The sequence below is a fragment of the Tardiphaga sp. OK245 genome (assembly GCF_900108575.1).
Lineage (GTDB): Bacteria > Pseudomonadota > Alphaproteobacteria > Rhizobiales > Xanthobacteraceae > Tardiphaga > Tardiphaga robiniae.
On sequence record NZ_FNWZ01000003.1, the window covers coordinates 1,190,964 to 1,215,592 of the forward strand.

General features: G+C 63.2%; 36 protein-coding genes and 1 pseudogene. 10 read left to right on the top strand and 27 right to left on the bottom strand.

The annotated features are described in order from the left end of the window. Window positions 1-160 precede the first annotated feature (160 nt). Window positions 161-301, top strand: a complete 141-nt coding sequence (locus BLW80_RS30415) for a hypothetical protein (protein WP_170849701.1) — start codon at window positions 161-163, stop codon at window positions 299-301. Between the two features lie 6 nt (window positions 302-307). Here BLW80_RS30415 and BLW80_RS18155 read toward each other — a convergent pair whose 3' ends face one another. After that, entirely contained in the window at window positions 308-1,174 is an 867-nt protein-coding gene (locus BLW80_RS18155; RefSeq protein ID WP_093758989.1) for a phage/gene transfer agent baseplate hub protein, read from the bottom strand. A 101-nt stretch (window positions 1,175-1,275) separates the two neighbouring features. On the opposite strand from BLW80_RS18155, the gene BLW80_RS18160 reads away from it, so the two are divergent. Then, complete coding sequence (locus BLW80_RS18160; protein WP_093758990.1) at window positions 1,276-2,844, top strand: serine hydrolase domain-containing protein; 1,569 nt, start codon at window positions 1,276-1,278, stop codon at window positions 2,842-2,844. 31 nt (window positions 2,845-2,875) lie between these two features. Here BLW80_RS18160 and BLW80_RS18165 read toward each other — a convergent pair whose 3' ends face one another. The 8 genes from BLW80_RS18165 to BLW80_RS18200 form a co-directional block, all read right to left on the bottom strand. Beyond that, a complete protein-coding gene (locus BLW80_RS18165) occupies window positions 2,876-3,514 on the bottom strand; it encodes a DUF2460 domain-containing protein (protein WP_093758991.1) in 639 nt (212 codons plus the stop codon). Between the two features lie 58 nt (window positions 3,515-3,572). Then, entirely contained in the window at window positions 3,573-4,142 is a 570-nt protein-coding gene (locus BLW80_RS18170; RefSeq protein WP_093758992.1) for a phage tail tape measure protein, read from the bottom strand. Beyond that, window positions 4,135-4,350 (bottom strand): rcc01693 family protein, encoded by a 216-nt coding sequence (locus BLW80_RS18175; RefSeq protein WP_093758993.1) that lies wholly within the window; start codon window positions 4,348-4,350, stop codon window positions 4,135-4,137. The genes BLW80_RS18170 and BLW80_RS18175 overlap by 8 nt, the downstream gene beginning before the upstream one ends. Then, window positions 4,347-4,673, bottom strand: coding sequence for a gene transfer agent family protein (locus tag BLW80_RS18180; RefSeq protein ID WP_093758994.1), 327 nt, complete (start codon window positions 4,671-4,673; stop codon window positions 4,347-4,349). The genes BLW80_RS18175 and BLW80_RS18180 overlap by 4 nt, the downstream gene beginning before the upstream one ends. Before the next feature lie 170 nt (window positions 4,674-4,843). Next, on the bottom strand, window positions 4,844-5,251 hold the full coding sequence (locus BLW80_RS18185; RefSeq protein ID WP_093758995.1) for a phage major tail protein, TP901-1 family: 408 nt from the start codon (window positions 5,249-5,251) through the stop codon (window positions 4,844-4,846). A gap of 12 nt (window positions 5,252-5,263) precedes the next feature. Next, entirely contained in the window at window positions 5,264-5,674 is a 411-nt protein-coding gene (locus tag BLW80_RS18190; RefSeq protein WP_093758996.1) for a DUF3168 domain-containing protein, read from the bottom strand. A 170-nt stretch (window positions 5,675-5,844) separates the two neighbouring features. Continuing rightward, window positions 5,845-6,165 carry a head-tail adaptor protein gene (locus BLW80_RS18195; protein ID WP_093758997.1) on the bottom strand — a complete coding sequence of 107 codons (321 nt, stop codon included), beginning with the start codon at window positions 6,163-6,165 and terminating at the stop codon, window positions 5,845-5,847. Next, window positions 6,162-6,728 carry a head-tail connector protein gene (locus tag BLW80_RS18200; protein WP_093758998.1) on the bottom strand — a complete coding sequence of 189 codons (567 nt, stop codon included), beginning with the start codon at window positions 6,726-6,728 and terminating at the stop codon, window positions 6,162-6,164. Before BLW80_RS18200 ends, BLW80_RS18195 begins: the two co-directional genes overlap by 4 nt. A gap of 73 nt (window positions 6,729-6,801) precedes the next feature. Between BLW80_RS18200 and BLW80_RS18205 the strand changes: the two genes are divergently transcribed. From BLW80_RS18205 to BLW80_RS18215, 3 genes are all read left to right on the top strand, one after another. Beyond that, a complete protein-coding gene (locus BLW80_RS18205; RefSeq protein WP_502688611.1) occupies window positions 6,802-7,608 on the top strand; it encodes a S1 family peptidase in 807 nt (268 codons plus the stop codon). Between the two features lie 111 nt (window positions 7,609-7,719). Continuing rightward, on the top strand, window positions 7,720-8,040 hold the full coding sequence (locus BLW80_RS18210; RefSeq protein WP_093759150.1) for a hypothetical protein: 321 nt from the start codon (window positions 7,720-7,722) through the stop codon (window positions 8,038-8,040). Window positions 8,041-8,228: 188 nt separating this feature from the next. Then, window positions 8,229-8,438, top strand: coding sequence for a hypothetical protein (locus BLW80_RS18215; RefSeq protein ID WP_089267048.1), 210 nt, complete (start codon window positions 8,229-8,231; stop codon window positions 8,436-8,438). Between the two features lie 81 nt (window positions 8,439-8,519). Here BLW80_RS18215 and BLW80_RS18220 read toward each other — a convergent pair whose 3' ends face one another. The 4 genes and pseudogenes from BLW80_RS18220 to BLW80_RS18235 all read right to left on the bottom strand — a co-directional run. Beyond that, complete coding sequence (locus BLW80_RS18220; RefSeq protein ID WP_093758999.1) at window positions 8,520-8,831, bottom strand: hypothetical protein; 312 nt, start codon at window positions 8,829-8,831, stop codon at window positions 8,520-8,522. Between the two features lie 84 nt (window positions 8,832-8,915). After that, a complete protein-coding gene (locus tag BLW80_RS18225; protein ID WP_320443757.1) occupies window positions 8,916-9,263 on the bottom strand; it encodes a DUF2019 domain-containing protein in 348 nt (115 codons plus the stop codon). A 20-nt stretch (window positions 9,264-9,283) separates the two neighbouring features. Continuing rightward, the gene (locus BLW80_RS18230) at window positions 9,284-10,120 is read right to left on the bottom strand and encodes a hypothetical protein (RefSeq protein WP_170849702.1); all 837 of its coding nucleotides are present in this window, start codon (window positions 10,118-10,120) and stop codon (window positions 9,284-9,286) included. Window positions 10,121-10,208: 88 nt separating this feature from the next. Then, a pseudogene (locus BLW80_RS18235) lies at window positions 10,209-10,415 on the bottom strand (phage major capsid protein); the annotation flags it as partial. Window positions 10,416-10,535: 120 nt separating this feature from the next. Between BLW80_RS18235 and BLW80_RS18240 the strand changes: the two are divergent. Next, window positions 10,536-10,856 (top strand): hypothetical protein, encoded by a 321-nt coding sequence (locus BLW80_RS18240; RefSeq protein ID WP_170849703.1) that lies wholly within the window; start codon window positions 10,536-10,538, stop codon window positions 10,854-10,856. A gap of 132 nt (window positions 10,857-10,988) precedes the next feature. Here the strand turns inward: BLW80_RS18240 and BLW80_RS18245 are convergent, their stop codons facing one another. Then, window positions 10,989-12,248, bottom strand: a complete 1,260-nt coding sequence (locus BLW80_RS18245) for a phage major capsid protein (protein WP_093759001.1) — start codon at window positions 12,246-12,248, stop codon at window positions 10,989-10,991. A 209-nt stretch (window positions 12,249-12,457) separates the two neighbouring features. On the opposite strand from BLW80_RS18245, the gene BLW80_RS30420 reads away from it, so the two are divergent. Continuing rightward, window positions 12,458-12,622 (top strand): hypothetical protein, encoded by a 165-nt coding sequence (locus BLW80_RS30420; protein WP_170849704.1) that lies wholly within the window; start codon window positions 12,458-12,460, stop codon window positions 12,620-12,622. Here the strand turns inward: BLW80_RS30420 and BLW80_RS18255 are convergent. From BLW80_RS18255 to BLW80_RS29930, 3 genes are all read right to left on the bottom strand, one after another. Next, window positions 12,619-13,338, bottom strand: a complete 720-nt coding sequence (locus BLW80_RS18255) for an HK97 family phage prohead protease (RefSeq protein ID WP_093759003.1) — start codon at window positions 13,336-13,338, stop codon at window positions 12,619-12,621. The genes BLW80_RS30420 and BLW80_RS18255 overlap by 4 nt on opposite strands. A 227-nt stretch (window positions 13,339-13,565) precedes the next feature. Then, entirely contained in the window at window positions 13,566-13,748 is a 183-nt protein-coding gene (locus BLW80_RS18260) for a hypothetical protein (protein ID WP_093759004.1), read from the bottom strand. Window positions 13,749-13,760: 12 nt separating this feature from the next. After that, entirely contained in the window at window positions 13,761-13,976 is a 216-nt protein-coding gene (locus tag BLW80_RS29930) for a hypothetical protein (protein ID WP_139285850.1), read from the bottom strand. A 192-nt stretch (window positions 13,977-14,168) separates the two neighbouring features. Here BLW80_RS29930 and BLW80_RS18265 point away from each other — a divergent pair, with 192 nt between their 5' ends. Continuing rightward, a complete protein-coding gene (locus BLW80_RS18265; protein ID WP_170849705.1) occupies window positions 14,169-15,179 on the top strand; it encodes a tetratricopeptide repeat protein in 1,011 nt (336 codons plus the stop codon). Window positions 15,180-15,229: 50 nt separating this feature from the next. Here the strand turns inward: BLW80_RS18265 and BLW80_RS30425 are convergent, their stop codons facing one another. The 7 genes from BLW80_RS30425 to BLW80_RS29935 all read right to left on the bottom strand — a co-directional run bounded on the left by BLW80_RS30425 (window position 15,230) and on the right by BLW80_RS29935 (window position 21,418). Beyond that, window positions 15,230-15,379, bottom strand: a complete 150-nt coding sequence (locus tag BLW80_RS30425; protein WP_170849706.1) for a hypothetical protein — start codon at window positions 15,377-15,379, stop codon at window positions 15,230-15,232. Window positions 15,380-15,438: 59 nt separating this feature from the next. Next, window positions 15,439-15,696 (bottom strand): hypothetical protein, encoded by a 258-nt coding sequence (locus BLW80_RS18270; protein ID WP_089267034.1) that lies wholly within the window; start codon window positions 15,694-15,696, stop codon window positions 15,439-15,441. 75 nt (window positions 15,697-15,771) lie between these two features. Then, on the bottom strand, window positions 15,772-16,452 hold the full coding sequence (locus tag BLW80_RS18275) for a metallophosphoesterase (RefSeq protein WP_093759006.1): 681 nt from the start codon (window positions 16,450-16,452) through the stop codon (window positions 15,772-15,774). A 43-nt stretch (window positions 16,453-16,495) separates the two neighbouring features. Then, on the bottom strand, window positions 16,496-18,124 hold the full coding sequence (locus tag BLW80_RS18280) for a chymotrypsin family serine protease (RefSeq protein WP_139285852.1): 1,629 nt from the start codon (window positions 18,122-18,124) through the stop codon (window positions 16,496-16,498). Window positions 18,125-18,210: 86 nt separating this feature from the next. Continuing rightward, window positions 18,211-19,416: a phage portal protein gene (locus tag BLW80_RS18285; protein WP_093759008.1), complete on the bottom strand. Its 1,206-nt coding sequence runs from the start codon at window positions 19,414-19,416 to the stop codon at window positions 18,211-18,213. A 36-nt stretch (window positions 19,417-19,452) separates the two neighbouring features. Beyond that, the gene (locus BLW80_RS18290; protein WP_093759152.1) at window positions 19,453-20,724 is read right to left on the bottom strand and encodes a DNA-packaging protein; all 1,272 of its coding nucleotides are present in this window, start codon (window positions 20,722-20,724) and stop codon (window positions 19,453-19,455) included. After that, window positions 20,693-21,418 carry a hypothetical protein gene (locus BLW80_RS29935; protein WP_139285853.1) on the bottom strand — a complete coding sequence of 242 codons (726 nt, stop codon included), beginning with the start codon at window positions 21,416-21,418 and terminating at the stop codon, window positions 20,693-20,695. The genes BLW80_RS18290 and BLW80_RS29935 overlap by 32 nt, the downstream gene beginning before the upstream one ends. A 12-nt stretch (window positions 21,419-21,430) precedes the next feature. On the opposite strand from BLW80_RS29935, the gene BLW80_RS30430 reads away from it, so the two are divergent. Then, on the top strand, window positions 21,431-21,895 hold the full coding sequence (locus tag BLW80_RS30430; protein WP_170849707.1) for a hypothetical protein: 465 nt from the start codon (window positions 21,431-21,433) through the stop codon (window positions 21,893-21,895). Window positions 21,896-21,941: 46 nt separating this feature from the next. Here BLW80_RS30430 and BLW80_RS18310 read toward each other — a convergent pair whose 3' ends face one another. From BLW80_RS18310 to BLW80_RS18320, 3 genes are all read right to left on the bottom strand, one after another. Next, entirely contained in the window at window positions 21,942-22,250 is a 309-nt protein-coding gene (locus BLW80_RS18310; protein ID WP_139285854.1) for a hypothetical protein, read from the bottom strand. Between the two features lie 29 nt (window positions 22,251-22,279). Beyond that, the gene (locus tag BLW80_RS18315) at window positions 22,280-22,564 is read right to left on the bottom strand and encodes a DUF3551 domain-containing protein (RefSeq protein ID WP_170849708.1); all 285 of its coding nucleotides are present in this window, start codon (window positions 22,562-22,564) and stop codon (window positions 22,280-22,282) included. 166 nt (window positions 22,565-22,730) lie between these two features. Continuing rightward, window positions 22,731-22,895 (bottom strand): Flp family type IVb pilin, encoded by a 165-nt coding sequence (locus BLW80_RS18320; RefSeq protein ID WP_093759013.1) that lies wholly within the window; start codon window positions 22,893-22,895, stop codon window positions 22,731-22,733. A gap of 230 nt (window positions 22,896-23,125) precedes the next feature. Here BLW80_RS18320 and BLW80_RS18325 point away from each other — a divergent pair, with 230 nt between their 5' ends. Beyond that, window positions 23,126-24,613, top strand: coding sequence for a serine hydrolase (locus BLW80_RS18325; protein ID WP_093759014.1), 1,488 nt, complete (start codon window positions 23,126-23,128; stop codon window positions 24,611-24,613). Window positions 24,614-24,629: the final 16 nt, after the last annotated feature.

Consider the following 24,629-nt stretch of genomic DNA (forward strand, 5'->3'; position numbering starts at 1 on the left):
TTCCAATCACGCATCGTCGATGTGCAGGCATAGGCACGCCTGCAAAGGTGCATGCTCACCTTCCCAAGAGATAGCTGCAAATGATGTCAGTGACTCCGTTCTGGCCGATGGCCGCCCGGCTCGCTTCGACAAGCGTGTCTCTCATCCGGATGGACCACCGATGGCATTACTCGAACGTCTGCTCTACGCCGCCGCAATCGCCTGTTTCGTGATCGTCTACTCCATCGCCCTGCAACGAATCGATCCCACCGCATCACATGGGATCCACACGCCATCCCTCACCTTGCAGGGGACGGATTGATCGCACTTATCCCCCACCCATCCCGGGCGTCGGATAGCTCATGACGAAGTCGTTGCCGGGAATGTCGGGGAAGCCGCGAAAATTATCGACATTGCCGAAGCGATCGCGGCAGGTCGCCAGCGTCTTGTCGCAGCCGGCGGTGACGGTGAATGCATCACCGGCTGCAACCGGCTCCGCCATGGCCTGCCACAGCGACAGCCTGATATGGCCCGGCGTGACGCGATGCTGCTTCACTTCCATGGCGAGCCCGGCATTGCCGCCGCTCGTCCATGTCAGACGCCCCGCGGTGAACAGATCATCTGCGAAGGCACCGAGGCCACTCGCGGAAAACATCGACACGCCTTCGAGCGCCTCGACCGCACCAGTGCCTTGCCAGCCTGCGAGATTGATGCGGCATTTGCCGTCGCCGAGATCAGCGCCGCAGCGCGCCGTATAAAGCCGCCCGCTCTCCTGCGACAGCAGCGCCGCAAGCCCACGCAATTCGGCGATGAATGCGGTGCCTTCGCGCTTCACCTCCCCCAGCGTTCCGCGTGCCGTCAACACGCGCAGCGAGGTCTCGCTCCAGTCCACCAGCCAGGTCTCCACCTGCGCGGCATCGTAGCGCCCCGCCGCAAGATCGGCGTCGGTGAGGATGTCGTCGTCCAGTGCACCGGCAATATCGCCGCCGTCCACCGACAGATCGAAGCGGCTCGTGGCTTCCGACGCGGCGAGCCCGGTGCCGGCGCGATAGGTGACGCCATCCATGACGAGATCGCAGTCATGATCGGTGAAGCCCGCAACGACGCCATCGCGCCGCGTCAATTTCCAGATCTGCGCCAGTGTGGTGACGCCGGAATCCAGTTTGGCCTGCAGGGCTGCGGGGATGCTGCGCATGGTCGAATCCTGAAACGTCGTCGTTGCGCGCGACCATCCTTCGCGCTCTAATTGTTCTCACAGTACCGGCATGCAACAAGCCGGGCACAGGGAGCGGACGGATGCTGCGACAACGCCTTGCCGGGATCGCCGTGCTCGCGGCAATCGTCACACTGATCGTTACTCCCGCGACCGTCATGCGCGCAGCAGGTGCGCCGGACGAAACGCCGGCGACGCCGCCGCCATGGCCGACCAAGGGCTGGCAGGTCGCAACGCCGGAATCGCAAGGGATGGATTCCGGCAGGCTCGCCCAATTGATCGATACCGTCGGCGCACGCCAGCAGGACAGCCTGTTGATCGTGCGCCATGGCAAGCTGGTCGCCGATGCCTATTACGCGCCTTATGTCGCCGGCCTGCGCCACGATCTGCGCTCGGTGACCAAGAGCGTCACCGGGACGCTGATCGCCATCGCATTGAAAAACGGGATACTCGACAGTGTCGATCACCCGGTCGTCGATCTGTTCGCCGACAACCAGATCGACAAACTGGATTATCGCAAGAAGGCCATTACGATCCAGCATCTGCTCGACATGACTTCCGGCATCGCCTGGAAGGAGGAAGCCTATACATCCGACGAAACGCTTGACCGGATGTATCGCAGCAAAAATCCGACCGAATTCGTACTCGGCCAGGAGATGAGCCGGGCGCCGGGCGAGCGGTTCTATTACAACAGCGGCAATCCCTATCTGCTCTCCGCGCTGATCAACAAGAAGACGGGACAGAACGCGCTCGAATTCGCCAAGCGCGAATTGTTCGGACCGCTGGGCATTACCGACATCGACTGGGGTCGCCCCGACGCACAGGGCGTGACCGACGGCGAAGCCGGGCTCTATATCCCGCCGCATGACATGGCAAAGATCGGCTATCTCTATCTGCAAAACGGTGTCTGGGAAGGCCGCGAGATCATTCCGCCGTCATGGGTCGATCGCGCGGCCGAGGGCAAGATCGTCGCAACTGCCGACAATCATTACGCCAATCTGTGGTGGTCGATCCCTGAGAAAGGCGCCTATATGGCGCGTGGTCTGCACTCGCAGCTGATCATGGTTTTGCCGAAACTCGATATTGTCGCCGTGTTGACCGGCAGCATGCGCAAGGATGAATTCTATCCGACCCGCCGTCTGATCGACGACATCGCCGGCGCAGTGAAATCCGAGAGTGCCCTGCCCGACGATCCCGTCGCGCAAGCACTGCTGGCCGCATCGATCCGCAACGCGGCAATGCCGCGGCCGTCACCGCTCGGCCTGACGCCGGATCTGGCCAATGACGTCTCCGGCAAGACCTACCGCTTCACCAACAATGCAATCCGGGTCGGGACGTTCAGCCTGACCCTGGTCGGCGACAGCCCGTCATGGGAGATCACCACCGTCACCGGCAAGCCCGAGCAGACCCGCCGCTTCACCGGTCCACTTGGACTTGACGGCAACTTCCGGACCGGTTCTCCCGTCAGCTACGGTGTCGATGCGGTCCGCGGACGATGGACGAACGCCAATACTTTTGTCGTCGAGCGCCGTATTCTCGGCCACAGCGAAATGCAGTCCTGGACGCTGGCTTTCGAGGGCAAGAAGGTCACGGTCAATTTCGAGAACACCGACAGCTACAAGCTCGAACTGCACGGCGAGACCACCGACTGATAGTCCGCCCCCCTCACGACCGATGCGCCTGCTAAATCCTGATCTCCACCAACGGAATTTTCGGGATCGCACCGGCGGCGAAGGCCGACAGATCGACTTCGAGATAGTCCGTGTCAAAGCGCACGGGCACGTCGAACTGGAAGCCGGCGGTGACTGCAGCACCCGCCCCAGGAATATGCCCGCTGGCGAATGTCACGAGCCCCGTCGTCACATCGCAGCTGAAGGCACCGCTCGCCAGCTCGTTGCCGCCAACGGCGATCCGCACGCTGCCGTCGACGGGCTTGGTGATCGGCCGCTGATACGGCGCAAAACTGCTGCCATAGGTCTTCATCAATTGAAACGCGGCGGTTGCGCCATCGCCGATGCCGATGCCCTGATCGCGAGGCGAGATCGTTCCACCAGAAACGTTAGACGTCTGATCGAGCCGGTCGCGCCAGCGAAATCCGTGCAGCCGTCCCCGCCGCTCCTCGAAGAACGCCACCACGCTCTGCAGCGCCGCCAGCGTCTTGATGCCGTAGCCCGCGTCAAAGCGGCGGCGCGAATGCGCCCAGCGTGCGTTACGCTCCTCGCGCCCGGAGCCGAACGACACGATCTCCGTGCGCCGCTCCGGTCCGCCTGCGCTCTTCAGCGCGATATCGAGCGGAAACAGGATGTCGTGAAAGGCTGTCATGAGACTCTTCCTTTACCCTCCCCCTCCAGGGGAGGGTAAGCAGATCGCACGCTATCCATCACAGACTGCGCTGTCCGCGCGCCACCGCGCGGGCAATCTGGCCGGTGACGTAGCTCTCCGAACGACGGAAGCCGTCGAGATCCGGCGTCGCGATCTGCACATGGATGGTGTTGCCACCGCCCTGCACGGCGACGCCGAGGCTGCCATCCGCGGCACGCTGCAGCGGCATGATCGCTTCCGGCCCGGACTCGCCGGCCAGACCGGTGCCGCCGCCGGGCATCGGGAAATAGCTGGGCGTGCCGATCACGCCGCCCGACGCGAACGCCTTCACCGGACTGCTGACACCAGCCTTGCCCGCGCCGCCGAACAGGCTAGAGACCAGCGAGGAAATGCTCGATGACATCGCGCCGGCGCCGGCCTGCAGCGCGGATTTCGTCGCCAGATCGGACATTTTCAGCGCCAGCGATTTCAGCACGTCGTCGAACTTCTGGCCCGATGCGACCGAACTCGAAAAGGCCTGGGTCATCACTTTCGAGAAAGTCGTCGCGGCTGATGTCAGGCCAGCGGTCTTCGTGGTCATGCTGTCGAGCGTGCCGGACGCCGCCGAGAGGTCACTGGTGTCACTCATGGAGAAGCTCCCCGGAATCCGGAAACTGTTTCATCAGGTCATTGAGCGCGCCGCGATCCATCGGCGTGGATACAGCGCCGCGCACCGCCGCGATGGCATGCGCCAATTCGCGCGGCGTCATCCGCCAGAACGCATCGGGCGACAGCCGCAGCACGCCGAAACCGAACTGCATCGCCTCGGCCCATGGAAATGGCGCAGGCGATGTCATCGCGCGGCCTGCGGCGTGTCGGTGAAGGTCGCTGATATCAGTTCGGCGGCGATGCCGACAAAGCCTGCGGCGCCGCCCGGCACGGTCATGGCCGCGACCTCGTTGTCGCTGACGGCTTCCCCCGCCCCGCGCAATCCGGCGCCGATGATGCGGATGAGATCGCGCGCCGACATCCGCCCGGAGCCGAAACGTTCGGCCAGCGCCGCAAGGTCATCGGCGCCGAACGCGCTTTCGAGCTCCGCCAGCGCACCGAGCGTCAGCACCAGTATGCGGCTGCGGCCACCGAGTTCGGCGGCGATCTCGCCGCGCAATCTGTTGGGCATGATGATCTCCGTTCTTACCCTCCCCTGACGGGGGAGGGTCGGTGAGCAGCGCGCGAAGCGCAATGCGAGACGAGGTGGGGTGAAGCCACAGGCACCGTCGATGAACATTCACCCCACCCCGCCACGCGCTACGCACGTGACGACCCTCCCCCTCCAGGGGAAGGTAAGGGTCACACCGCGGCAAAGGTCAGCGCGCCCGCAGACTCGAGCGCGAGATCGAAGCTCACTTCGCCATTGTGCTCGCCGGCAAATTCGAGACTGGCGATCTGGAACAGCCCTGTGATGGTGCCGAAATCGGGTACCAGCACCTGGCAGTTATTGATGGTGCCGTCGAAGAACGCCTGCCGCACCAAGGCGTCGGACGAGCCGTCCTTGAACAATCCGCGGCCGGAAATCGACGCGCGCCGCACGCCGGCGCCGGCCAAGAGCTCGCGCCAGCGATCGACGGATTCCGCATGGGTGATGTCGACGATCTCCGCATTGAAGGCGATGCGCCGACTGCGCAGCCCCGCCACCGTGACGAATGTCGTACCGTTATGGATCTTGATCAGCAGATCCTTGCCCTTCTGTGCGCCCATCGCGTGCTCCCCTTAATCCTCTGGTTCGGTGATGGCGCGAAACCGCACCACGGCGTGATAAGTCCGGCCATCGGCCTCGCGCCGGATATCGGCGATGGCAAAGCGCAGATTGACCAGCCGATGGCCATCCGGCGTCAGCGGCGCGTCGTCCAGCGCCTGCAGCAGCGCGCCGGTGATCACATGCGCCTCCTTGTGGCCGCCCTGCCGCGACCAGGCATGCAGCGTGAGCTGATGCTCCTGCACCTGGCCGTCATCGGCGGAGACATCGACGATGCGCGCATCGCCGAGCGTGACATAGGGAAAGGCGGCATTGGCCGGCGGCTCGTCATAGACGCGGTGACCGCCGAGCGCGAAACCCAGCGCCGTGTCGGCCTTGAGCGCATCAAAGATCGCCGCGCGCAAGGCGACGTGAGCTGCGGGCATGGGATGATCCCTCTTTTTTACCCTCCCCTGGAGGGGGAGGGTCGATGCGAAGCGTCAGCGAGCATCGGGGTGGGGTGAAGCCACAAGCATCGTCGATGAACATTCACCCCACCCCGCCACGTGCTATGCACGTGACGACCCTCCCCCTCCAGGGGAGGGTAAGATTCAGTTCAGTCGATGCGCCATTCGGCATCGATCTCGACGAACCGGCGCTCATCGATCTCGCGCAGTGCGGTGATGCGATAGATTTTCGCGCCGTCGATGAAGCGATGCCGCAGGGTCAGCGCAAAGCCGCTGCGCAGGATGATGCGCAGATGCACCAGCGCGCCGTCGGCATCGGCCTCGACCGCGTGAGTCATGCGCGCCGGCAGCACCGCGGCCCAGATCGTGACGACGGCGCTGTAGCTGCGCGCGACGCCGCCCTGCCCGTCATCGGCCTCGATGGGCGCCTCGATCACCAGCCGCGTCTTCAACCGTCCGGGATCGATCATAGCGACAGCCCACGATTGGGCGCGATCAGCGCGTGCAGACCTGCGGGCTGCATCGCAGTGCCGCCGATCGCTGCGAGACCACGATTGTCATACCAATGCGCCAGCAGCATCTTCAGCGCATGAATGAGATCCGCCGGCACGTCGCTCGCAAGCGCGCCGAAGCCGCAGATCACATCGAGCTCGATGCCGGCGACACTGCGGCCCGGTGCGGGTAGTCCCCAGCACGGCGCGGCGATGACATTGGCAGCGCTATCGACGACGAAACTCTCGACATCCAGCGCATGCGCGACGCCACTCGCATCGAACACCCGCACCGCGAGCAGTGTCTGCAGCGGCCCGATGCGCGGCGTGAACCGCCCATTCGCCGGCCATGCATCCAGCACGAACCGCCAGGTCTGCGTCAGCAGCGCCCGGCGTGTCAGCGCTTCCACATGCGCGCGGGCGGCGGCGATCAGCGCGGTGATGACAGTGTCATCGTCGGCGTGGTCGACACGCAGAAATTGTCTGGCCTCGGCAAGCGACAGCGGTTCGCTTGCCGGCGGCACCAGCAGAATGGCGGACATGGGGATCTCCCGGGAGGCTCGTGTGACCAATCAGGGAATTGACATCGCGGGTCCGCGGGGCTGACATCCCGCCATGATTCAGACAGGTTCCCGCATGCCGCCGCGCGCTCGCGTGACGCGGCGCTCTCTCGCCATTGCCAGCATTGCGCTTGCATCGCTCATCTCAATTCCCGCCTCCGCGCTCGTCGGCGGCGCGAGCGTGCGCGATGACGAGATCGGCCGCGCGGTGATCACCATTGTCGGCTCGCGCGGCAATTTCTGTTCGGGCGCACTGATCGCGCCGACCCTGGTGCTGTCGGCGGCGCATTGCGTGACGCCCGGCGCCAGCTACAAGATCGTGCTCTATGACGCCCAGCGGCAGCCGCAACTGCTCGCGGTGAAACGCGTCGCCGATCATCCGCAGTTCAATGCGGAGGGCATCAAGGCGCATCGCGCCAGCGCCGATGTGGCGCTGCTGCAGCTCGCAGATCCGCTGCCCGGCAAGACCGCGCTGCCGCTCGGCGTGCCCACCGAGCCCTTCGCCGCCGGGCAGAGCTATCTCGTGGCCGGCATCGGCGTCGCCGCGCGCGGCGACGGCAAGAGCGGCGGCACCGTGCGCGCCGCGCAGCTCACCTCCACCAGCCATCCCGGCAAATTGCAGATAAGACTGGTCGATCCCGCCACCGACAACACACGCGACGGCCTCGGCGCCTGCACCGGCGATTCAGGCGGGCCCGTGCTGCAACAGCAAAATGGCCGCAACATCGTGATCGGCGTGGTGTCGTGGTCCACCGGCGCGAAGAACGCCGCCGGCTGCGGCGGCCTCACCGGCGTGACGCCGCTGACGCTGTATCGCGACTGGATCCTGCAGACGGCACGCGCCTGGGGCACGCCGCTCTGATCGCAGGCGCCATTCAGGCAACGCTGTGCAAGCAAGCGCCGCGAAGGCAGGTGTCGTTAAGATCCGTGAAAGGTTCTCCGCTATGATCCGCGAATCATGGAGACATCCCGCATGCTGCGCCTGCTCACTCTCACCGTCGTCGCGATGGCCCTGATCGCGGGCGCGCAGGCTGCCGACATGGCCGGCCAGGGCCGCATCGGCCGGCTGTTCGACGAGCCGGTGGTGAAGAGCCGCCGCGTGGTGGTGGTCAAGGACGAAAAGCCGATAGAAGAGCCGATCGTGCAATATGCGCCGGAGGTGGATATCTCCTCCATCGTGCATGGCTATTACGGCAAGCCGAATTCCTATTATTACCGCAACTATTACGGCACCCCGTCGGAGACGATCTTCAGCCGCGCGCCCTATGGCTGCGGCTATTACGGCTATTGCTGAGCGCCGCGCGGAACAGGCGCGCCGACTGCGGAGGCTTCAGACTGCGACAGCATTTTCATGCGACAGCATTTCCTGCGACAACATTGCCTGCGACATTGTGATAGTGGCGTCTCTCATTCTTGTGAACTGCATTTCCGAAACGCCTCCCTAGCTAGAGGGGTGCTTCAGAGCATCACGGGAAGCCGGTTATGGGAAAAGAAGAAAAGACCGAAGCCGAACTTGAGGAAATGATCGCCCAGCGCATTGTTGTCGGCGGCGTCTATGTGTCGGTACGCAGGGATGCCCTGCTCGGCTGGCGGCCGATGGTGATCACCGCGCCGAAACACGCCACCTATGCCCAGCAGCTCGCCGACGAAGTGGCCGTGGAACTGCGCAAGAAGTTCGTGCTGAAGGATTGAACCTGTCCACACCAGGAATTCCGGGCGCATGGTCCCATGCAGCAGTATCGCCTGCGGCAGCAGCCCATGCGCCCGTATCGCCTAGTCTTTCTTCTCGGTCACATTGCTGATCGTCTTGACGCCATTGCTCTCGGTATAGGTCACCGTGACGCGCTCGCCGGCATGCAGCGACTCCGGAACCGTGCGCAGCCTGAATTTCTCCACCGCGCCCGGTGTATTCGCGCCGACGGTCTCGCCAGCCGGCGCCTGCTTGATCACCACTTCGCTGGTGGTGCGATCGAGAATGGTGACGACCCCGGTGAAGGTCTGGTCAGCAGCCTGGGCCGCCGATCCCGCAAAGGATCCCATCACGGCAATCACGGCCGCACACGCGACGCGTTCGGTCAGTCTCATTGTCGTTCTCCCAAAGCTTGCGTGAATGGAGGTAACGACGGCAGCGGGGAAATGGTTCCGTGCGGACGTAGGCAGCAACGGCAATTATACCGGCTTAAAAACACCCAAATCTAAGTTTCGGAGCGACATGCCTGCATCCCCTGACTGCGGAAACCATTGCAATTGTACGATCTCCTCAAGTTGAGCTCGCGCTTGGCCAGGTGCAACCGCAAGCGTGAGTTTGGCGGCCTGCAAGCGCACCTGGACGTTTGGATGCTTGAAAAGATCGAGCAGCAGAATGCGCTGATCGCCCTTTCTGCGCTTCAGTTCATTTGAGACATCCATCATGTTGTCGAAGAGACGGTTGAACTTTTCTATTTGACCGCCGAGACTGGCCTCGTCCTGCGCCACCACAATTTCAGCGAACGATTTCACCAGATCAGCCGTGGACATCTCAGTAAGTGCTATCCGCTTCATCGCTGCAAAACCTTGAACAGCTCCAGTGTGTCTAGACCTACTCGCCGACGTTCCTCTAAGCTTTTGTCGCTTAGATATTCGCGAGGCGTAAGGCCGCCAAAGTCGGCATTCTTGGTCATGTACCATCCCGTGATCTGATAGTGCTTCAATCTCGGAATACTGACAACATTCGATCGATCATCAATCTGGCTTCGTGACAGGCGCCATCGCTCTGCGGCTGTCTGCTCAATGATGTGGTGATCATCGTAACCCGGCCTTCCCTTGCCAACGGCATTCTGCAGCTCGCGCATAGTTTTCGGCGGATCGCGAGCGGCTTGGATCAAGTCCTGATAGCTTTCAAGCCACTCGATTTCATTCATCAGACCGATGAAAACATCTGCAATCAGGCCGCTATTTCGGCCGAGAAAACTCGCGATCGAGCGAAGAACGGCGTTGCGCTGCGAACTTTTTGGGGGCTTGTCGTCGGGAATTTGCGGCGGTTCTTCGGTCGGCCCGCCAAGGTCTCCTGCCAGTTGCACATTTTCCCAGGCATCTCCACTGTCATTGTCTCCACCAGCCCCGAGATCTTCGAGCTGATTGATAATGACATACGGCCTCCCGGATCCGGTTCCAGTGCGGTCAGGATCCCGCCCGAACGTGAACTGCCCCCCGCCCTCCCCCTCCGGAATTCGCGGCTGACCTTCATACTTTCGCGCCAGCGCCGGATAGACATCGGCCTTCTCACTTCCCGGTTTGAGAAACCGCGCAGCGTGCGGATTCAAGTAGCGCGCCGCATCAGGCCGCATGAAGCGCTGCAGCTGATGCCGCAGATAAACGTTCTCGCGCAGGTCCATGCGAGTTGTTCCGACCGTTGGTGAGGCCAAACAAAAAGCCGGCCCAAGGGCCGGCTCCGATTAATCAAGATCGAACTGAACGCGCCCCTCAGCTCGCCGCCATCTTCAGCAGCTTGATCGCCTCAAAATCCTGCACGCCGCCCCCAACCCGTTTGGTCGTGTAGAGCAGCACATAGGGCTTGGCGCTGGTGGGATCGCGCAGCACCCGCACCCCTCGGCGATCTACGCTTAGATAGCCGCGCTTGAAATCGCCGCAGGCGATCGACAGCGCCCCCGCCGCGACATCCGGCATATCTGCGATACACGCCGCGCACGTCAGATCAGCCTCACACAAGCTCTTTCTGGCAAACATGCATCGCACAACCGTCGCCATCGCTCTCGCGCAGCGACGCGCCGATCAGAAGGAATGCCCGTCGTGCTGCGCCAGCTCGTTTTCGCCTGCATCGCCGCTGCTGTGACGTTGCCGGCGGCAGCCGCCGATCTCTCGGGCACTCCGCGCTATGGCCAAGGTCAGGTGGTCGAGCCGGCACCGCTTGTTGGCGGCGGGCGTTTCCTTGCCGTCGAATCCCCGCCATTCGACAAGGTCACCACTTATTCGTCCCCGGGCGGAGCTCCAATTCAGGTTCACCGCTATTTCGGCCCGCCGCAGGTTTCCTATTACTACAGCCATTATGGTGTGCCGCCGGAGCTGCTTGTTGGCCGCCAGCAATTTGGCTGCAACTACCGCTATTGCTGATCCACAGAGCATGATCCCGAAAAGCGGCTTTCCGGTTTTCGCCGACAAACGAATTCGTTTGTCGAGGGATCATGCTCCACAAAGGAGAAAGCGGCGGACGACGGCACGTCGCCCGCGCCAATCGCCGATCTCTCAGCTCACCGCCATCTTCAGCAGCTTGATCGCTTCGAAATCCTGCACGCCGCCGCCCACCCGCTTGGTGGTGTAGAACAGCACATAAGGTTTGGCGCTGTAGGGATCGCGCAGCACGCGGACGCCAACGCGGTCGACGATGAGATAACCACGCTGGAAATCGCCGAAGGCCAATGCGAGCGCATTTGCCGCGATGTCCGGCATGTCCTCCGCTTCCACAAGCGGGAACGTCATAAGCGTGGCGCGCCCTCCGGCCTGCGCCGGTGGCTGCCAGAGATAGGCTCCGGTGGAGTCCTTGAACTTGCGGATGGTCGCCTGGGTCTTGCGATTCATCACGAAGCTGCCATTCTGGCGATAGCCCGCTTTCAGGCTGTAGATCAGATCGATCAGCACATCCGATGGGTTGGAAGCCGCAAACGCTCCCGCCGCGCCGGAGGCGATGTAACCGAGATTACCCCAGCTCCAGGATGCATTGGCCATCGTGGTGTAGCTGAGAAATCCCTTCGGCTTGTTGACGCCGTCGCCTGCCACAAAGGCCGCGCCTTCCTGCATAGCGAAGACCAGTTCGACTTCGGAGGCGATCCACTGGTCGAGATCCACCGCGCTGTCGTCGAGCAGCGTCGCCGTCGCTGCCGGCATGGCATAAAGCTCCATCGCCGGAAATGACAGCGCGTCGAATGTCGCCGACGTCGTCTGCGTCCGCGCGTCGGTTTCGCCGACCCAACCCGTCGCCGGCCCCGCGGTCATGAACGGCTTCTTGTAGACATTCCCGGAGATCTCGCGCACCGACGCGATGCTGCGGATCGGCGAGATCGCCATCACGCGCTGGTTGATCGCGTGTTCGAGCTCCACCGGCACCAGATAGCCACCGTCGGCATTGCTGCCGACCGACATAGCCTTGGTCTCGATCTGGCGCAGGCCATCGACATCACCGGCACGCACATAGGCATCGAAGGCACTCTTGTGCTCGCGCGCCACGCCATCGCGCGGCTGCCGCCGGATGCCATCGATCGAGGGCCGCGCCTGGCGCAGCGCCAGATCATCGAGCCGCCGATGTTGCGCATCCAGCGCCCGGTTGATGCGATCGACTTTCTCCTCCAGCAGCACGTCGCCGCGCTTGTGCTCGATAACAGCCAGTCGCTCGTCGTTGGCGGCCTTGAATTCCTCGAAGGTCTGACGCAACTCATCATAGTCGTCGCGCGCGCCGGTCGAGAAACCGGCTTTATGTTCGGGGGCAGCATCGGTGATATCGAAATTCATGGGGCAGATCTCCGTTGAAGGGTCGTTGGGGTGTGGAACCGAGGTCACGCGAACAGAGCCGCGCTGGCACGTTGACGGGCTCGGTGGAGCTTGCGAAACTTGCCGCGAGCGACGTTGAATTTGATCTGGAATTTGATCTGGAACAGTGAACCCGTGGGCGGGGTATGGTGTTATCGCCCGGTATTGGTGACCAACACGGAGCCGACGCGATGCAACACGCTCAACCACCGATGACGAAATACGAGCAGTTCCTGCAGCAGGCGCAGGCCCAGATGCTCGCCTTCGAGCGGCGCGAGAGTGAGTTCCGCAAGCAGGATCGTGAGGAGCGCGCGGCGCAACTGTACCTGCCGATCCCGCGCGACGAGCTGCACTAGGTCCTTTCACGGTTCTCGGATTTCCGGCGAAACGCGACACCGGCGCTCACCGCGCCTAGCGCCCGCTTGCGATCGGCGCGGGCGCGCAGCGAACAGGTCTGGACAGGCCCGCTCGCCTTGCGCCCGCGCCGGATGACCGGCGCCGGTGGTGCATCCGCGGCGCCGCTCAAGCCGGTGAGATGTGAGCCGGCGACGTCGCCGGTGAGTTGCGTCCAGTCGCGCTCGGCGCGCAGGCGCGAGCGCGGCGCCTCCTTCACGGCGCTCACCCGCGCACCGTTGAGCAGCGGGAATGTGACGATGGACACTTCCCAGAGATCGACCTGATAGAGCTTGCGCACGCGCGTCTTCGGCTCGATCTGGCCGCGCTGGGTGCGATAGCCGATCGATAATCCGTCCACCGCACCGGCCTGCAGCAGCGCCAGCAATTCGCGGGCGCGTGTCACATCCGGGATCAGCCGGCCTCGCGCCCATAATCCGCGCAGGTCTTCCTTCATCTCGAGCCAGACACCGACGGGCTCCGAGGGATCGTGCTGGAACAGCATCGGGATTTTTCGCAAGCCCCGCTGCTTCAGCGTCTGCGTGAAGGCGCCGGGCATCATCATGTCGCGCGCCTGGTCGATCTCGCCGAACAGCGAGGCATAGCCCTCGATCACGCCGTCCGGCGTGAGTGCGAGGCGTGCAGGAGATGGCCAGGGAGATGGCGACGGGGCATGCATCGGCGGCCTCGCAACATGCGGGGGAAGAAGAGCGACAATCGATGTCAGGAGTGTCCCCTCTCCCCCGGGCGCAGCGCAGCTGCGTCTGGCGGGAGAGGGTCAGGGAGAGGGGGCGCTACAAGCACTGCGGCGCCCTCTCCCGTCTCGAATGCACGATGTGCATTCGATCCACCCTCTCCCGCGGCGCACGGCTGCGCCGTGCTGGGGGAGAGGGGAAGAAAAACGAACTACACTTTCGCGCGCCGCGGCGGCTTCCGTCGCGCTGCCGGCTTCACCCGCGGCCTCGAAGCTAGCGCCTTGCGTTGCAACTGATCGAGATGGGCGAGAAATTCTCTGAAGACGCTGAGATGATCCTTGCCCGCTTTGGTCTCCGGGCGGATCGAGCGCATCACGTCGTGCAGACTGTCCATGGATGATCCCTTTCAGATGTCATCGGTCTCGTCGCGCATGCGGTGGCGGCGATGCGCACGGCGGTTGAAGCGTGCGAGCTGCCGCACGAATTCGTCGAAGCGGCGCGAGGCGCCGGCAAGTTCGCGCAGCGCGAACAAGGCCGCAGCGCTGGCCACGCTCGCCCACAGAAACAAAGCGAGATGCGCGAGGTCGCCGCGCTCGGTGAAAATGCGGATCAGGTCATCCATGGCGATTGTCACTTCCATCTTGCGCGCCCCGCTGCCGCGTTCGCGCGCCGTCGAACCTTTTGGCTGACGCCGCCGACCAAGCAGCAACGCCGTCCCGGCTCCCTCGCCATCCGAGCACGACACATGCACCCGAACGCACGATCTGGCCTGTCCTTGCGCCTATCCTTGCGCCTGCCGTTTTGCAGCACGCTGATGGCAATGGCGCTGGCCGCCAGTGCCGCCGCGACGCCGACTTATGCCACCGCCGCCACACTGGCCGGCCCGGGCGGCGATTATGCCATTTGCCTGAAAGGCCGCGGCACAAAGGCGATGGAGGCCTGCGACCGCGCCATCGGGCTCGACTATTACCGCGGCGGCGATCTGGCGGCGCTGCATCGCAGCCGCTCGCTCTTGCATGAGACCTATAGCGAAACGGATGCAGCCATCGCCGACGCTGACGCCGCCATCCGACTCGAGCCGGACGACGCATCGGGCTACGCCATGCGCGGCCACCTCTGGCAGGTCATGAAAGTGTATGACCGGGCCATCGCCGATTTCAGCGCCGCCATTCGGCTGCGGCCCGACGATGCAGACTTCTACAAGGACCGCGGCAGCATCTGGTTCGACACCGCCAAGCCCGACCAGGCCATTGCCGATTTCGATGCCGCGATCCGCCTCGCGCCGGACGATGCCTCCGCCCATGAGAGCCGCGCCCGGGCCTGGAAAGACAAGCACGATCTCGACCGCGCCATCGCCGATTACAGCGAAGCGATCCGTCTCGATCCCACCAATGCCGTGACAGTCTATTGGCGCGGCCGCACCTTTGACGACAAGGGCGACAGGGACCGCGCCATCGCCGATTTCGAGACAGCGATACGGATCAGCCCGGACTATCCCAGCGCCTATAACAGCCGCGGCGTCATCCACTACATGCGGAACGATCTCGACCGCGCCATCGCCGATTTCGGCATGGCCATCAAGCTCAACCCCGAGTCCGAGCTCTATCTGTTCAACCGCGGCGCGGCCCTGATCGACAAGCACGAGCCGCTGCGCGCTATCGCCGATTTCGATGCCGTGCTGACGCACACGCCCGACAATGCCAAGGCGCTGTATTACCGCGGCGTGCAGAAGCGCGTCACCGGCGATGCCGAAGGCGCACTCAACGATATCGCTGAGGCGACCCGCATCGATCCCGACTGGGTCGCGGCACAAACCACGCACTAGACGCCTTTGCGGGGGGCCGTTGCACGCAGCGCGATACGGGCCGATATCCGTCAGCGATCGCGGTGGACGTCCCAGTAATTGGTGACGCCCTCTTCGTGGTTCCTGCCGCTGGGCGGCGCCCGCGGCGTGTGCAGGAAGGCGCGATATAGAACGGCGAGGATTCCGATCAGCAGCAGCAGCGGCAAGATCCAGTCCGGCATCGGTGCATCTCCTCAGTCTGTCGTGGCGCCAAGCATCGCCGGTGTCACAGTCATGGCGATCACTCCGTCCGCGTCGCCGCCGCGCGGCGCAGGCGCCAGAACCACACCAGCAGCAACCCACCAGCACCGATGCCGACAAGACCACCGATCACCAGTGCCTGCACGCGCTCAGTGCCCGATGACGACAGTGCCACGACCGCGCCGGCCACGAGGCAGGTCGCTCCTACGGCGTCCCCGACCCATGGCCATCGCGCTGTCACCCAGCCCCAGACGAGCTCGGCAAAAAATTCGACGACGGTTTCGATGATCGAGGACATGCCAGCGTGCCGGTTCAGTTGCGTTGCCGGTTAGGCGTCGCGGCGCGGTCTTTGGTTCAAGAGGTCATATCCGCCTCAAGGCGCCGGCGGCGCGGTGATCTCGATCAGCTCTACCGGCCCGCCCGGCAGCGCGTCATCGAACACGCCGATCACCAGCCGGCCTGTCTTCCAGGCATAGGTGTCGAGATTACTGCGGCCCTGTTTCAGCAGCGGCCCATCGGCATGGCGGTCATGGCCATGCACCACATGGCGCGCGCCCTCGCCTGCATCATGGCCGGACGCGTCATCATCCGCATAGCGCTTGGTCATCAGCAATACCGGGTCCTGCTGCGTCAGCGGCAGCGCGGGATCGACGCCGGCATGGACATAGATGCGATGCGCATCCATGTGCCACAGCGGCCGGCCATCGAGCCAGTCGATGTCATGCACCGGCACATCGGCGATGTCGCCGCCATAGGAGGCCAGCGCGGTATCGCCGCCTTTCGTCATCCAGCTCGCCATCGCCACATCGCCGCGCAGCGCGGCGACCATCAGCGCATCGTGATTGCCCTTGAGCATCGCCAGCCGCAGGCCAGGTGCCACCCCTGCCCGCAGCCGCGCAATGACGCGGCGCGAGTCCGGCCCCTTGTCGACATAGTCGCCGAGCACAATGAGCGTGGCACTTTCACCGGCCCGATGCGTCTCGATCTCAGCCAGCGCCCGATCCAGCAGATCGCGCCGGCCGTGCAGATCGGGGATGACGTAAGTGATGGGCATGATCCACTCTATCACACGACAGCTCGCGATCGATTGCAAAGCATCAGAGCAGATTAAGATGGTTCCGGTCGAGAAAATCCTTTAGCGGCAAGACGAGGCTTTTCTCGTTGCTTCTCGCCATCAATATGCCGACCAGTCGTTCCTGGGTATCCAGCACTGGCGCCCCACCGTCGCCCGGCGAGGAAATTCGTGTCACTGCAATCACGTCCTGTTCGGCACCCGACGCACTACCCATTGAAAAGAGGGATGACTTCTCAATTCCGATCATCGTCCCTGACACCGATTTCGACGTGCGCCCGATCAACTTCAGGGTATCGCCGGGTTTCGGCATATCGGCGACGCCCGTTATCCCGGTATTTGCCAGATCCGTGCGCGACGTCTCGATAAGCGCGATCCCTTCGACAATCGCTGCAACCTTTCCGACGTCACGCGACGGCGCCTCGTCGATCGTCGCCGGCGATACGATCATCGTTCCGACGTTGCCGACGACATAGCCGGCGGTCAGGAGATAGTGCTTGCCGTCGCGATCCTTCACGAAACAGCATAGCGTTCCCGCAGCGGCCGTATCCACAGGACCGATGCTGGCGCCGGGATGTGGAGTCGTGATGGCCACGCCGATCCGGCTGCGCGGGATTTTCTCGATCGCGCCGAGAAACTCCTTCGTATTCGCCGATGTCTGAGCCGTCTGAGTCAGCTGACCGCGCCGCGCAGCCAGATACGTGATGCGCTCCTGCACGTCGGCGTCCCTTGCTTCGGCTTTGATCTCGATGAGCCTCTTGAGATATTCCTTGAAGCCGCCTTCGGCGCTGTCGAGCATCTCTTTGATCTTCGCGGCATTGGCCGCGGGGATGATGCCCGATCTTTCGATGTCGATATAGCCCGACAGTTTGTAGGCGAAGATGAGATTGGTTCGCGACGCCAGCAGCCGCTGGACTTCCACCTGGGCTCGCGCCAGCGGACCGTCCTGCGCTTTCTTACGGTCGTCGTCCGAAACTGCTCTGTCCCGCAGGCTGACATATTCCTTAAACGCGACCAGCGACTTCGAGAACGAACAGAAATCTGAATCCCCAATGTCTTTCCAGACGGGGTCGGCCGATCCGATCCGCGCCAGGAAGATCCGGCAGGCGATCTCGAAACTCGCACCGTCCACGTCGGTCTGTTGCGGCGGAACGAACGTTCTCGCCTCTCGGCCATTGCCCTCGCGTTTGGGGGCATCCGGCCAGTTTGCGGTGACATAGATCGCGGTGCCCACCTGGTCGATGCTGCCGGTGATCTCGTTCGGCGGACGCACCCATCGCTGCAACGTTGACAGCACGGATGTGACGTTGATGCCGGCCGCTTCGATTTTCAGTTCGTCGAGCAGCGATGTCGGAATGTCTCCCAGATCGGAAACGGACTGAATGTGGATCGACTCGCCCGGCGCGCGAAATTCACCCGTCTTCGCGGCTCCCGGCTCGGTCCGGTAAAGCTGATACAGGCGTCGTTGTTGCTGCACGATCAACCGGCGAAATGAATCGCCGGTGGCCGGAACGCTCAGTCCGTCTTTCGTTGCGGCGAAGCTTCCATAATGGACCGTGGAATCGAACCATGTCAGGTAGGTCTCCCGCAAGCAGAGCACTGCAAGAGAGACGAGAATGAACGTGTAGAATGCCTTCGCGGCAATTTCGAACATGGACCGCCCCATCGCATCCACCGATCGATCTACCTATAGTAGAATCGCAGAAGCCGAGCAACGTCCGCAGTGCGTTCTGTCCGCCGCTAGCCCAACCGATCCCCGCCCTCCACCGGCGCATAGCCCACCGCTTCGCGTTTCTCGTTCAGCGTCAGGAAGTCCGCGCTGCTGACGCGCTCCCACAGCGCGGTACGATCGGCGGCGAGCGCATCCACGCGGTCGGTGTCGATGTCGATGCGGATGCCGTCGCCGAACGCGGGCGCGAGCCATTGCGCCAGCGCGTTGCCGGTGCGCGCCGCCAGCGGCAGCACGGTCTGGCGGAAGAACACGCGGTTGGCTTCCTGGAAATTCGCGAATGTGTTGTCGCCGGGGATCCCCAGCAGCATCGGCGGCACGCCGAAGGCGAGCGCGATCTCGCGCGCGGCAGTGTGCTTGGCCTCGAGGAAATCCATGTCCTTCGGCGTCAGCGACATCGCCTTCCAGTCGAGCCCGCCTTCCAGCAGCAGCGGCCGCCCGGCATTGGCGGCGCCCTGATAATTGCCCTCGAGTTCGCGCTTGAGGCGATCGAATTGCGGCTCGGACAGCACCGATCCCTCCGGTCCCGCATAGACCAGCGCTCCCGACGGCCGCGCCGCATTGTCGAGCAGCGCCTTGTTCCATTTCGACGAGGCGTTGTGGGTGTCGAGCGCGGTCGCGGCCGCGTCGATCGGCGCCAGACCATAGTGATCGTCGAGCGGATGAAAGAAGGTCAGATGCAGGATCGGCGGCACGCCGGACGCCTGCTGATCGAAGCGCACGCTGCGGCCGCCGACGCTGTAGTCATAGGCCTCGGCCCAGCCGTCGCTGCCAGGCACGACTTTCATGCGATCCGGCCGCAGCGCGTAGAGTTCGCGGACCTCGTGCTGCCGCACCTCGTGCTGCCGCACCTGCGTGTCGAGCGTGACGGCTTCGACATAGGCATTGCCGGCGAGCAGCAGATGCGCATAGAGCGTCTCGAAGAACACCCCGCCATCCTGCCGCGGATTCGGCCGCGTCAGCAGCTGTGCCAGCGGATGCGCCTCGCGTTCCTGCGCGCCGTCGAAGACGAGAAAGCTGCAGGCCGCCGCATTCTCGGCGATCAGCCGGACGGCGCGGTGCACGATGGCATTCGACAGATAGCCCTCACGGGCGAGCGCCGCAAAATCCTTCGGCGTCCATCGCGCCCGCCCGCCGCTCTCGAATGCGAGCACGCGCGCGGTGCGCGACGCCTTCACTTCCGGCGCCGCCAGATAGGCTTTCAAGCGATCGAACATGATATGATCCAATTCAACTGTGCACGGGACACGAGGTCACAACACCCTGATCCTTGGCCCATCCCCGCGCGGCACCAGCGCCAGCGAGGCAACCGCCCAGACCATGGCGTCCAGGCGATCCGGCGAATGGCCAGACGACAGGCCCGAACTTGCGAAGTCGCACATCTCGTCTTCGAGCGCGGCAAAACTGCCGGCGTGCTTCACGCGCCCCTGCTCGTACAGTGTCGCCACCGGCTCGGCGCGCAGCCATTTGCCGCGCAAGGCGCGCACCGGCGTCACCGGCACGGTGTGATCGACTTCGTTGATCACGCTGCGCACCATCTCACCGCCCTGATTGACTTCCACCACCAGCGCATCGGCCTCCAGCCGGCGCCACAGTGCGATCGCCTTGTTGGCCCAGGCCGTCGGCGTCACCGACGATACGGTGTCATCGGCCAGCACATAGACGATGCCGCCCTCGGCGATCCCCGCGGCAACGATGCCGCAGCAGTCTGCGCGCTTGCCGGACGACACCGGCGGATCAACCGCCACGACGATGCGCTGCAACGGCGGTGCCTCGCGCACGCGGCACCGTTCGAGCAGCCCCCGCGACCACAGCGCGTCAGGCCGATCCTCGATGATTTCGCCGTCGAGCTCCTGTCGGCCGAGCCGAGTGCCAGCATAGCGATCCATCACGCTCTGCAGAAACGTCGGCGCGAGGTTGAACGCATTCACTACGGTTGCGGCGCGCGTCGTCACCGTCGTCGGATCGCCCATCAGGCGTTTCAGCAGCGCCGTCGGCCGCGGCGTCGTGGTGATCATCTGCCGCGGCCGGTGGCCCAGCCGCAGCCCGAATTGCAGCATGTCGAACGTGGTTTCGGCATAGCGCCACTTCGCCATCTCGTCGGACCATGCGCAGGAGAATTGCGGGCCGCGCAGGCTCTCGGGATCTTCCGCGGAGAATACCTGTGCGACGGCGCCATTGCTCCATTCCAGCCGCTTGCGTGACGGCATCCAGACCGGGCGCTCGTGATCCGGATGCACACTGAGCAGCCCGGACACTCCCTCGATCATCACTTCACGCACGTCGTGTTCGGTTTCGCCAACAAGCGCAATACGACGGGCTTTTTCGTGCGCTAGTGGCGCCTGACCGAGCGCCTGCGCACGCACCCATTCGGCACCGGCGCGTGTCTTGCCTGCGCCTCGTCCGCCAATCATGAGCCATGTCAGCCACGGCGCACCATTCGGCGCGATGTCAGGCGGCACCTGATGCGCATGCGCGAAGACATTCCAGCACTCACTCAGGAAGCCTCTCTCGCCCCGCGTCATTCCCGTCGACAGGAATTGGCGGTCGCCCGCCAGGCCGTCTTGCAAGACGTTCAGCAATGCGTCGACGGAGTTCGTCGAGGTCTCGGGGGCGGTCGTCATCTTCGGCGGGCCTCTGTTCGTTGCCGCCCTGCACTTTCTTCAGTTCGGTCAATGTGCGCGCCAGGGAAGCCAGCGTGCGGGCGCGGCGCTCGGCCTCTGTGCGCAACGCTTCATTCAAGCGCCGGCGGCCAACGATCTTCTGGATCGAATCGAGTTCGCGTTCGATGGCTTGGGTAACGCGATCGGTCAGCGGCGCGTCAGGCGGCAAATCATTGAACCGATCGACGGCCGTTCGCCGTCTTGCACGCGGAGCGCTGGACCGCTTCTTGGTAACAGCTTTCATTGCGGCCGGTCGCTTCTTGATTTGAGTTGGAGGTATATCAACTTCAGCAGCGGATGCTGGTTTCGGCCTCCCCGGTCCGGCGAAGATTGTCGTTGCCGCAATCGTCCTCTTCCGGGCCGCCACGCTGGCCCGGATTTTTTCAGCGGCTGCTGCCATGGTGGCCGGGTCAACGGCGCTCCATGTTTTCTGTGAATTCTTTACTTTCGAGTTCTTGGAGCTCTTCTTCGCCGCCCTTGGTTTCCGCGCGGCCTTCACAACGACAGCAGCCCGCGCCGGCTTTCTCGCCGGGCGGGCTATTGGCTTTCTGACCATGTTGGGAACTCGTTGCTGCTGTCAGTCGATCATGCCGGACTGACTGAAATTGATCGGCCGATCGCCGAAACCGATCACGTCCTGAAGAACACAAACCAGACCACGCCGAGGATCAACACAGCGAGGCCGAGGCTGATCGCCAAAAGCGCGAGGATCGACGGACCCGGTTCGGCCTGGCGTGCCTCGGTCGCGGATTCGACGATCTGCTCTTTTTGCTTGGTTGCCGAATTCCTGATTATCATGGCACCCTCGTTTGGCTTGCTGTTGGATGCCGATGAGATTCCTTGCGGCACCGTATGGAAAGCAACGCAGGATTTGGATCGATGTTCCGGGTATTCACCGCACACCGGGCTAAACAGCGCGGCGCAGATTCGCCGCCAATCAGCAGCGGCGTTTCCTGCGAACCCAATTGTGGAGCATGCCGCAAACCTACTTCGACAGCGCAACGCTGTCAAGGCTAAAAATCCTAGAATTTGAATTTAGTCCTTAAATCGGAATTTTGTCCGAGCGATCAACGCGCTGGCTATCGCGGCGGCTGCGACCACGCCGCTCCCGGCGCACCGGTGATCTTGCCGGGATAGTCGATATTGACCACGCAATTGCCGCGCAACGCAGCCGCGGCCTGCAGGCACTGCTGATAGTCGAAGAACCGGCAGATCTGCGGCACACTCCCCGGCCCGCGGGGGCCGCCGGTCAACACGCAGAACGGCGGAATACCGGAGCTGGCCGCGACCGATGGCCGCGCCTGCGCAGAATCCACAGCCGGCAACGACGCCGACGCGATTGCAATCGCGGCCACAGCCCATAGGAGCCTGCGAATCCTTGTTGTCATCGATGCGTCCTTCACGAGCGGGCGATCACTCACCGCGCGCGCCGGCGACGTTGTGGCGCCGGTTCCGCAGCAGCTCCGCCGCGATACTCGACATTGCCCACGCAGTTGCCTCGCGTACCGACGGCAGCATTGATGCATTGCTGGTAGTCAGAAAAGATGCAGTTGCTGACATAGGAGGATTCGCCGTTGGCGCCACTCTGGGCGATGCAGAATTGCGCACCAGCCGCCGAGGCCGGCGTTGCTCCCGCGAGGACGAATGCCGCAAATCCCAAACCGGCCAATGCCGAAAGCTTCAAACGCGAATTCAATGTCATGATGGTCATCCATATGAAAATGCGCAGGCTCGAGGCCCGCGCACGATCATATAGGGTGCAACACCGCAATCGATAGGACATTCACAACATTGCGTTTCGACAAGACAGCCATGTCTTTTGTCGATTGCAATGGCGGCGCGCCCGGCACCGGCCGGTCTTCGCTGCCCTATTTCAGCGAGGTATTCACGGCGGCGTAGCGCCCGTTCAGCGTGGTACCAAGGCCCTGCACAGCCACGATGATCGCGAGGCTGATGCCAGCAGCGATCAGCGCATATTCGATGGCCGTTGCACCGGACTCATCGTCGATAAATTTCGAAATCAAACGCAACACGAAAATCTCCTCATACGGCTGCGGATTTCTTCCACGCCGTCCCCTGAAAACTGAACTCAACCTAAGCGGCAGAGGTTGCAGGAAGGTTCACCAACAGGCTCAATTATGAATTAATCGTGCGGTAACTATGTGTGCGCTCGCCCGGAGCAACGGGACTTGGGAGTATCGTGGGGCCGGGTATCGTCTGCATTTCAGCTTGCACTTAACCAGAAGTGTCGAGGCTTGTCCCAATGGCATCTGAACCTGTCGCATGCAGCCAATCCGTCGCGGCGTTCATTCCCGAATTCGAGCATCTTGTCGTAGAGGTCATGAAGGAGTGGAAGGTCCCGGGCCTCGCCGTCGCTATCGTGCAAGACCCGGAGGTTGCGTTCGTTGGGACCTATGGCCTTCGCGATATCGCAGCCGGCCTGAACGTCACGACGGATACGCAGTTTCAAATCATGTCGGTCTCGAAGTCGTTCGCCGCTACGGGCCTGGCCCTCTTGGTTGACGAGCGGCGCATGGATTGGAAGAAGCCGGTGCGGGAATACATCCCGGAATTCCGGCTCTATGACACCGTTGCGAGCGACCGCGTCACGGTGCGCGATCTGCTATGCCACCATTCCGGATTGCCACGTCACGATTGGATCTGGCTGCCCGGCGATCTCTCACCCGCCCAAATGCTGGCAGCGCTGCCCTATCTCGAACCGAGCGCCGACATTCGCAGCGCCTTTCAGTATTCGAACCTCGGCTACCTCATTGCGAGCGTGGTGGCCGAGCGCGTCAGCGGCCGGAATTGGGCCGACTTCACCCGCTCGCTGACCGACAAGCTGGACATGAAGGTGACGTTCACTGTGGAGGAGCTTGCCGCAGCTACCGACGCGGCCGTGCCCTACGGGATGATGGGAGACACTTGTCAGCGCACGAAACTCTGGCCCATCAGCGTGCCGGCTGCGGGCGGCATGAGCACGTCGATTACAAGCTTCGCGAACTGGCTTCGTTTTCATCTCGGCCAGGGCGCGTTTGAAGGACAACGTCTTCTGTCATCCGGCCTGATACAGGAGCTCCAGAAGCCGCGCGTGCATGTCGGGGCAACCGGATTCGCCGAATACAGCGATGTGCATTTTGGTTTCGGCTTCCGCTCGCACTGGTATCGCGGAGAACGCGTGGTGTGGCACGGAGGCGGCTTCACCGGCACGAACGCGCTGATGATGATGTTGCCCGATCGCGGCGTCGGTGTCGCGGTGCTCGCCAATAATGGCATGACTCCGATACTCGCTCCGCACATCCTCGCGAATTATGTCTTCGACCGCGTCTGCGGCAAGGAGCCGGTACCCTGCTTCGGTCGCTTCCGCGAGCAACGCCGCAAATTCGTGACGCAATACGAGGCTTGGCTGCGGGCCGGGAAAGCCGCGCCGACGCCGGCCACCGAGCCGCACCGTAACCTCGCGGATTATGCCGGTAACTACGAGCATCCCGGCTATGGCCGGATGACGATCACGCATGCCGAAGGCAAATTGCATTGGGCGTTTCGCGGCATGTCGGAGCCGCTCGCGCATCGAAACTCGGACACGTTCGAGCTGCCAGAGGCACCCGAGTCGCCCGGCGGCCTGATGCCGAGCCGGCTTTCCCTCTCATTTTCCACCGGCGAAGACGGGAATATTGCGAGCGTGGCAGTCCCGCTCGAGCCGCAGGTCAAGGACATCGTCTTCACACGCGTGGCAGCGGAACATTTCTGAAGTCGGATGACGGCTT

Excerpts from the sequence above, each read along its gene's own strand:
- BLW80_RS18325 (WP_093759014.1), top strand. The coding sequence starts at position 23,126 with ATGGCATCTGAACCTGTCGCATGCAGCCAATCCGTCGCGGCGTTCATT.
- BLW80_RS18270 (WP_089267034.1), bottom strand. The coding sequence starts at position 15,696 with ATGTCCTCGATCATCGAAACCGTCGTCGAATTTTTTGCCGAGCTCGTC.
- BLW80_RS18205 (WP_502688611.1), top strand. The coding sequence starts at position 6,802 with ATGATTCAGACAGGTTCCCGCATGCCGCCGCGCGCTCGCGTGACGCGG.
- BLW80_RS18255 (WP_093759003.1), bottom strand. The coding sequence starts at position 13,338 with ATGCATGCCCCGTCGCCATCTCCCTGGCCATCTCCTGCACGCCTCGCA.
- BLW80_RS18275 (WP_093759006.1), bottom strand. The coding sequence starts at position 16,452 with ATGCCCATCACTTACGTCATCCCCGATCTGCACGGCCGGCGCGATCTG.
- BLW80_RS18195 (WP_093758997.1), bottom strand. The coding sequence starts at position 6,165 with ATGATCGATCCCGGACGGTTGAAGACGCGGCTGGTGATCGAGGCGCCC.
- BLW80_RS18215 (WP_089267048.1), top strand. The coding sequence starts at position 8,229 with ATGGGAAAAGAAGAAAAGACCGAAGCCGAACTTGAGGAAATGATCGCC.
- BLW80_RS18265 (WP_170849705.1), top strand. The coding sequence starts at position 14,169 with ATGGCAATGGCGCTGGCCGCCAGTGCCGCCGCGACGCCGACTTATGCC.
- BLW80_RS30420 (WP_170849704.1), top strand. The coding sequence starts at position 12,458 with ATGCAACACGCTCAACCACCGATGACGAAATACGAGCAGTTCCTGCAG.
- BLW80_RS18200 (WP_093758998.1), bottom strand. The coding sequence starts at position 6,728 with ATGTCCGCCATTCTGCTGGTGCCGCCGGCAAGCGAACCGCTGTCGCTT.
- BLW80_RS18180 (WP_093758994.1), bottom strand. The coding sequence starts at position 4,673 with ATGCCCAACAGATTGCGCGGCGAGATCGCCGCCGAACTCGGTGGCCGC.
- BLW80_RS29930 (WP_139285850.1), bottom strand. The coding sequence starts at position 13,976 with ATGGATGACCTGATCCGCATTTTCACCGAGCGCGGCGACCTCGCGCAT.
- BLW80_RS18260 (WP_093759004.1), bottom strand. The coding sequence starts at position 13,748 with ATGGACAGTCTGCACGACGTGATGCGCTCGATCCGCCCGGAGACCAAA.
- BLW80_RS18210 (WP_093759150.1), top strand. The coding sequence starts at position 7,720 with ATGCTGCGCCTGCTCACTCTCACCGTCGTCGCGATGGCCCTGATCGCG.
- BLW80_RS18290 (WP_093759152.1), bottom strand. The coding sequence starts at position 20,724 with ATGACGCGGGGCGAGAGAGGCTTCCTGAGTGAGTGCTGGAATGTCTTC.
- BLW80_RS18155 (WP_093758989.1), bottom strand. The coding sequence starts at position 1,174 with ATGCGCAGCATCCCCGCAGCCCTGCAGGCCAAACTGGATTCCGGCGTC.
- BLW80_RS18315 (WP_170849708.1), bottom strand. The coding sequence starts at position 22,564 with ATGACATTGAATTCGCGTTTGAAGCTTTCGGCATTGGCCGGTTTGGGA.
- BLW80_RS30415 (WP_170849701.1), top strand. The coding sequence starts at position 161 with ATGGCATTACTCGAACGTCTGCTCTACGCCGCCGCAATCGCCTGTTTC.
- BLW80_RS18220 (WP_093758999.1), bottom strand. The coding sequence starts at position 8,831 with ATGAGACTGACCGAACGCGTCGCGTGTGCGGCCGTGATTGCCGTGATG.
- BLW80_RS18245 (WP_093759001.1), bottom strand. The coding sequence starts at position 12,248 with ATGAATTTCGATATCACCGATGCTGCCCCCGAACATAAAGCCGGTTTC.
- BLW80_RS18190 (WP_093758996.1), bottom strand. The coding sequence starts at position 5,674 with ATGCCCGCAGCTCACGTCGCCTTGCGCGCGGCGATCTTTGATGCGCTC.
- BLW80_RS18175 (WP_093758993.1), bottom strand. The coding sequence starts at position 4,350 with ATGACATCGCCTGCGCCATTTCCATGGGCCGAGGCGATGCAGTTCGGT.
- BLW80_RS18160 (WP_093758990.1), top strand. The coding sequence starts at position 1,276 with ATGCTGCGACAACGCCTTGCCGGGATCGCCGTGCTCGCGGCAATCGTC.
- BLW80_RS30425 (WP_170849706.1), bottom strand. The coding sequence starts at position 15,379 with ATGCCGGACTGGATCTTGCCGCTGCTGCTGCTGATCGGAATCCTCGCC.
- BLW80_RS18225 (WP_320443757.1), bottom strand. The coding sequence starts at position 9,263 with ATGTCCACGGCTGATCTGGTGAAATCGTTCGCTGAAATTGTGGTGGCG.
- BLW80_RS18165 (WP_093758991.1), bottom strand. The coding sequence starts at position 3,514 with ATGACAGCCTTTCACGACATCCTGTTTCCGCTCGATATCGCGCTGAAG.
- BLW80_RS29935 (WP_139285853.1), bottom strand. The coding sequence starts at position 21,418 with ATGGTCAGAAAGCCAATAGCCCGCCCGGCGAGAAAGCCGGCGCGGGCT.
- BLW80_RS18170 (WP_093758992.1), bottom strand. The coding sequence starts at position 4,142 with ATGAGTGACACCAGTGACCTCTCGGCGGCGTCCGGCACGCTCGACAGC.
- BLW80_RS18185 (WP_093758995.1), bottom strand. The coding sequence starts at position 5,251 with ATGGGCGCACAGAAGGGCAAGGATCTGCTGATCAAGATCCATAACGGT.
- BLW80_RS18285 (WP_093759008.1), bottom strand. The coding sequence starts at position 19,416 with ATGTTCGATCGCTTGAAAGCCTATCTGGCGGCGCCGGAAGTGAAGGCG.
- BLW80_RS18230 (WP_170849702.1), bottom strand. The coding sequence starts at position 10,120 with ATGGACCTGCGCGAGAACGTTTATCTGCGGCATCAGCTGCAGCGCTTC.
- BLW80_RS18310 (WP_139285854.1), bottom strand. The coding sequence starts at position 22,250 with ATGACAACAAGGATTCGCAGGCTCCTATGGGCTGTGGCCGCGATTGCA.
- BLW80_RS18280 (WP_139285852.1), bottom strand. The coding sequence starts at position 18,124 with ATGTTCGAAATTGCCGCGAAGGCATTCTACACGTTCATTCTCGTCTCT.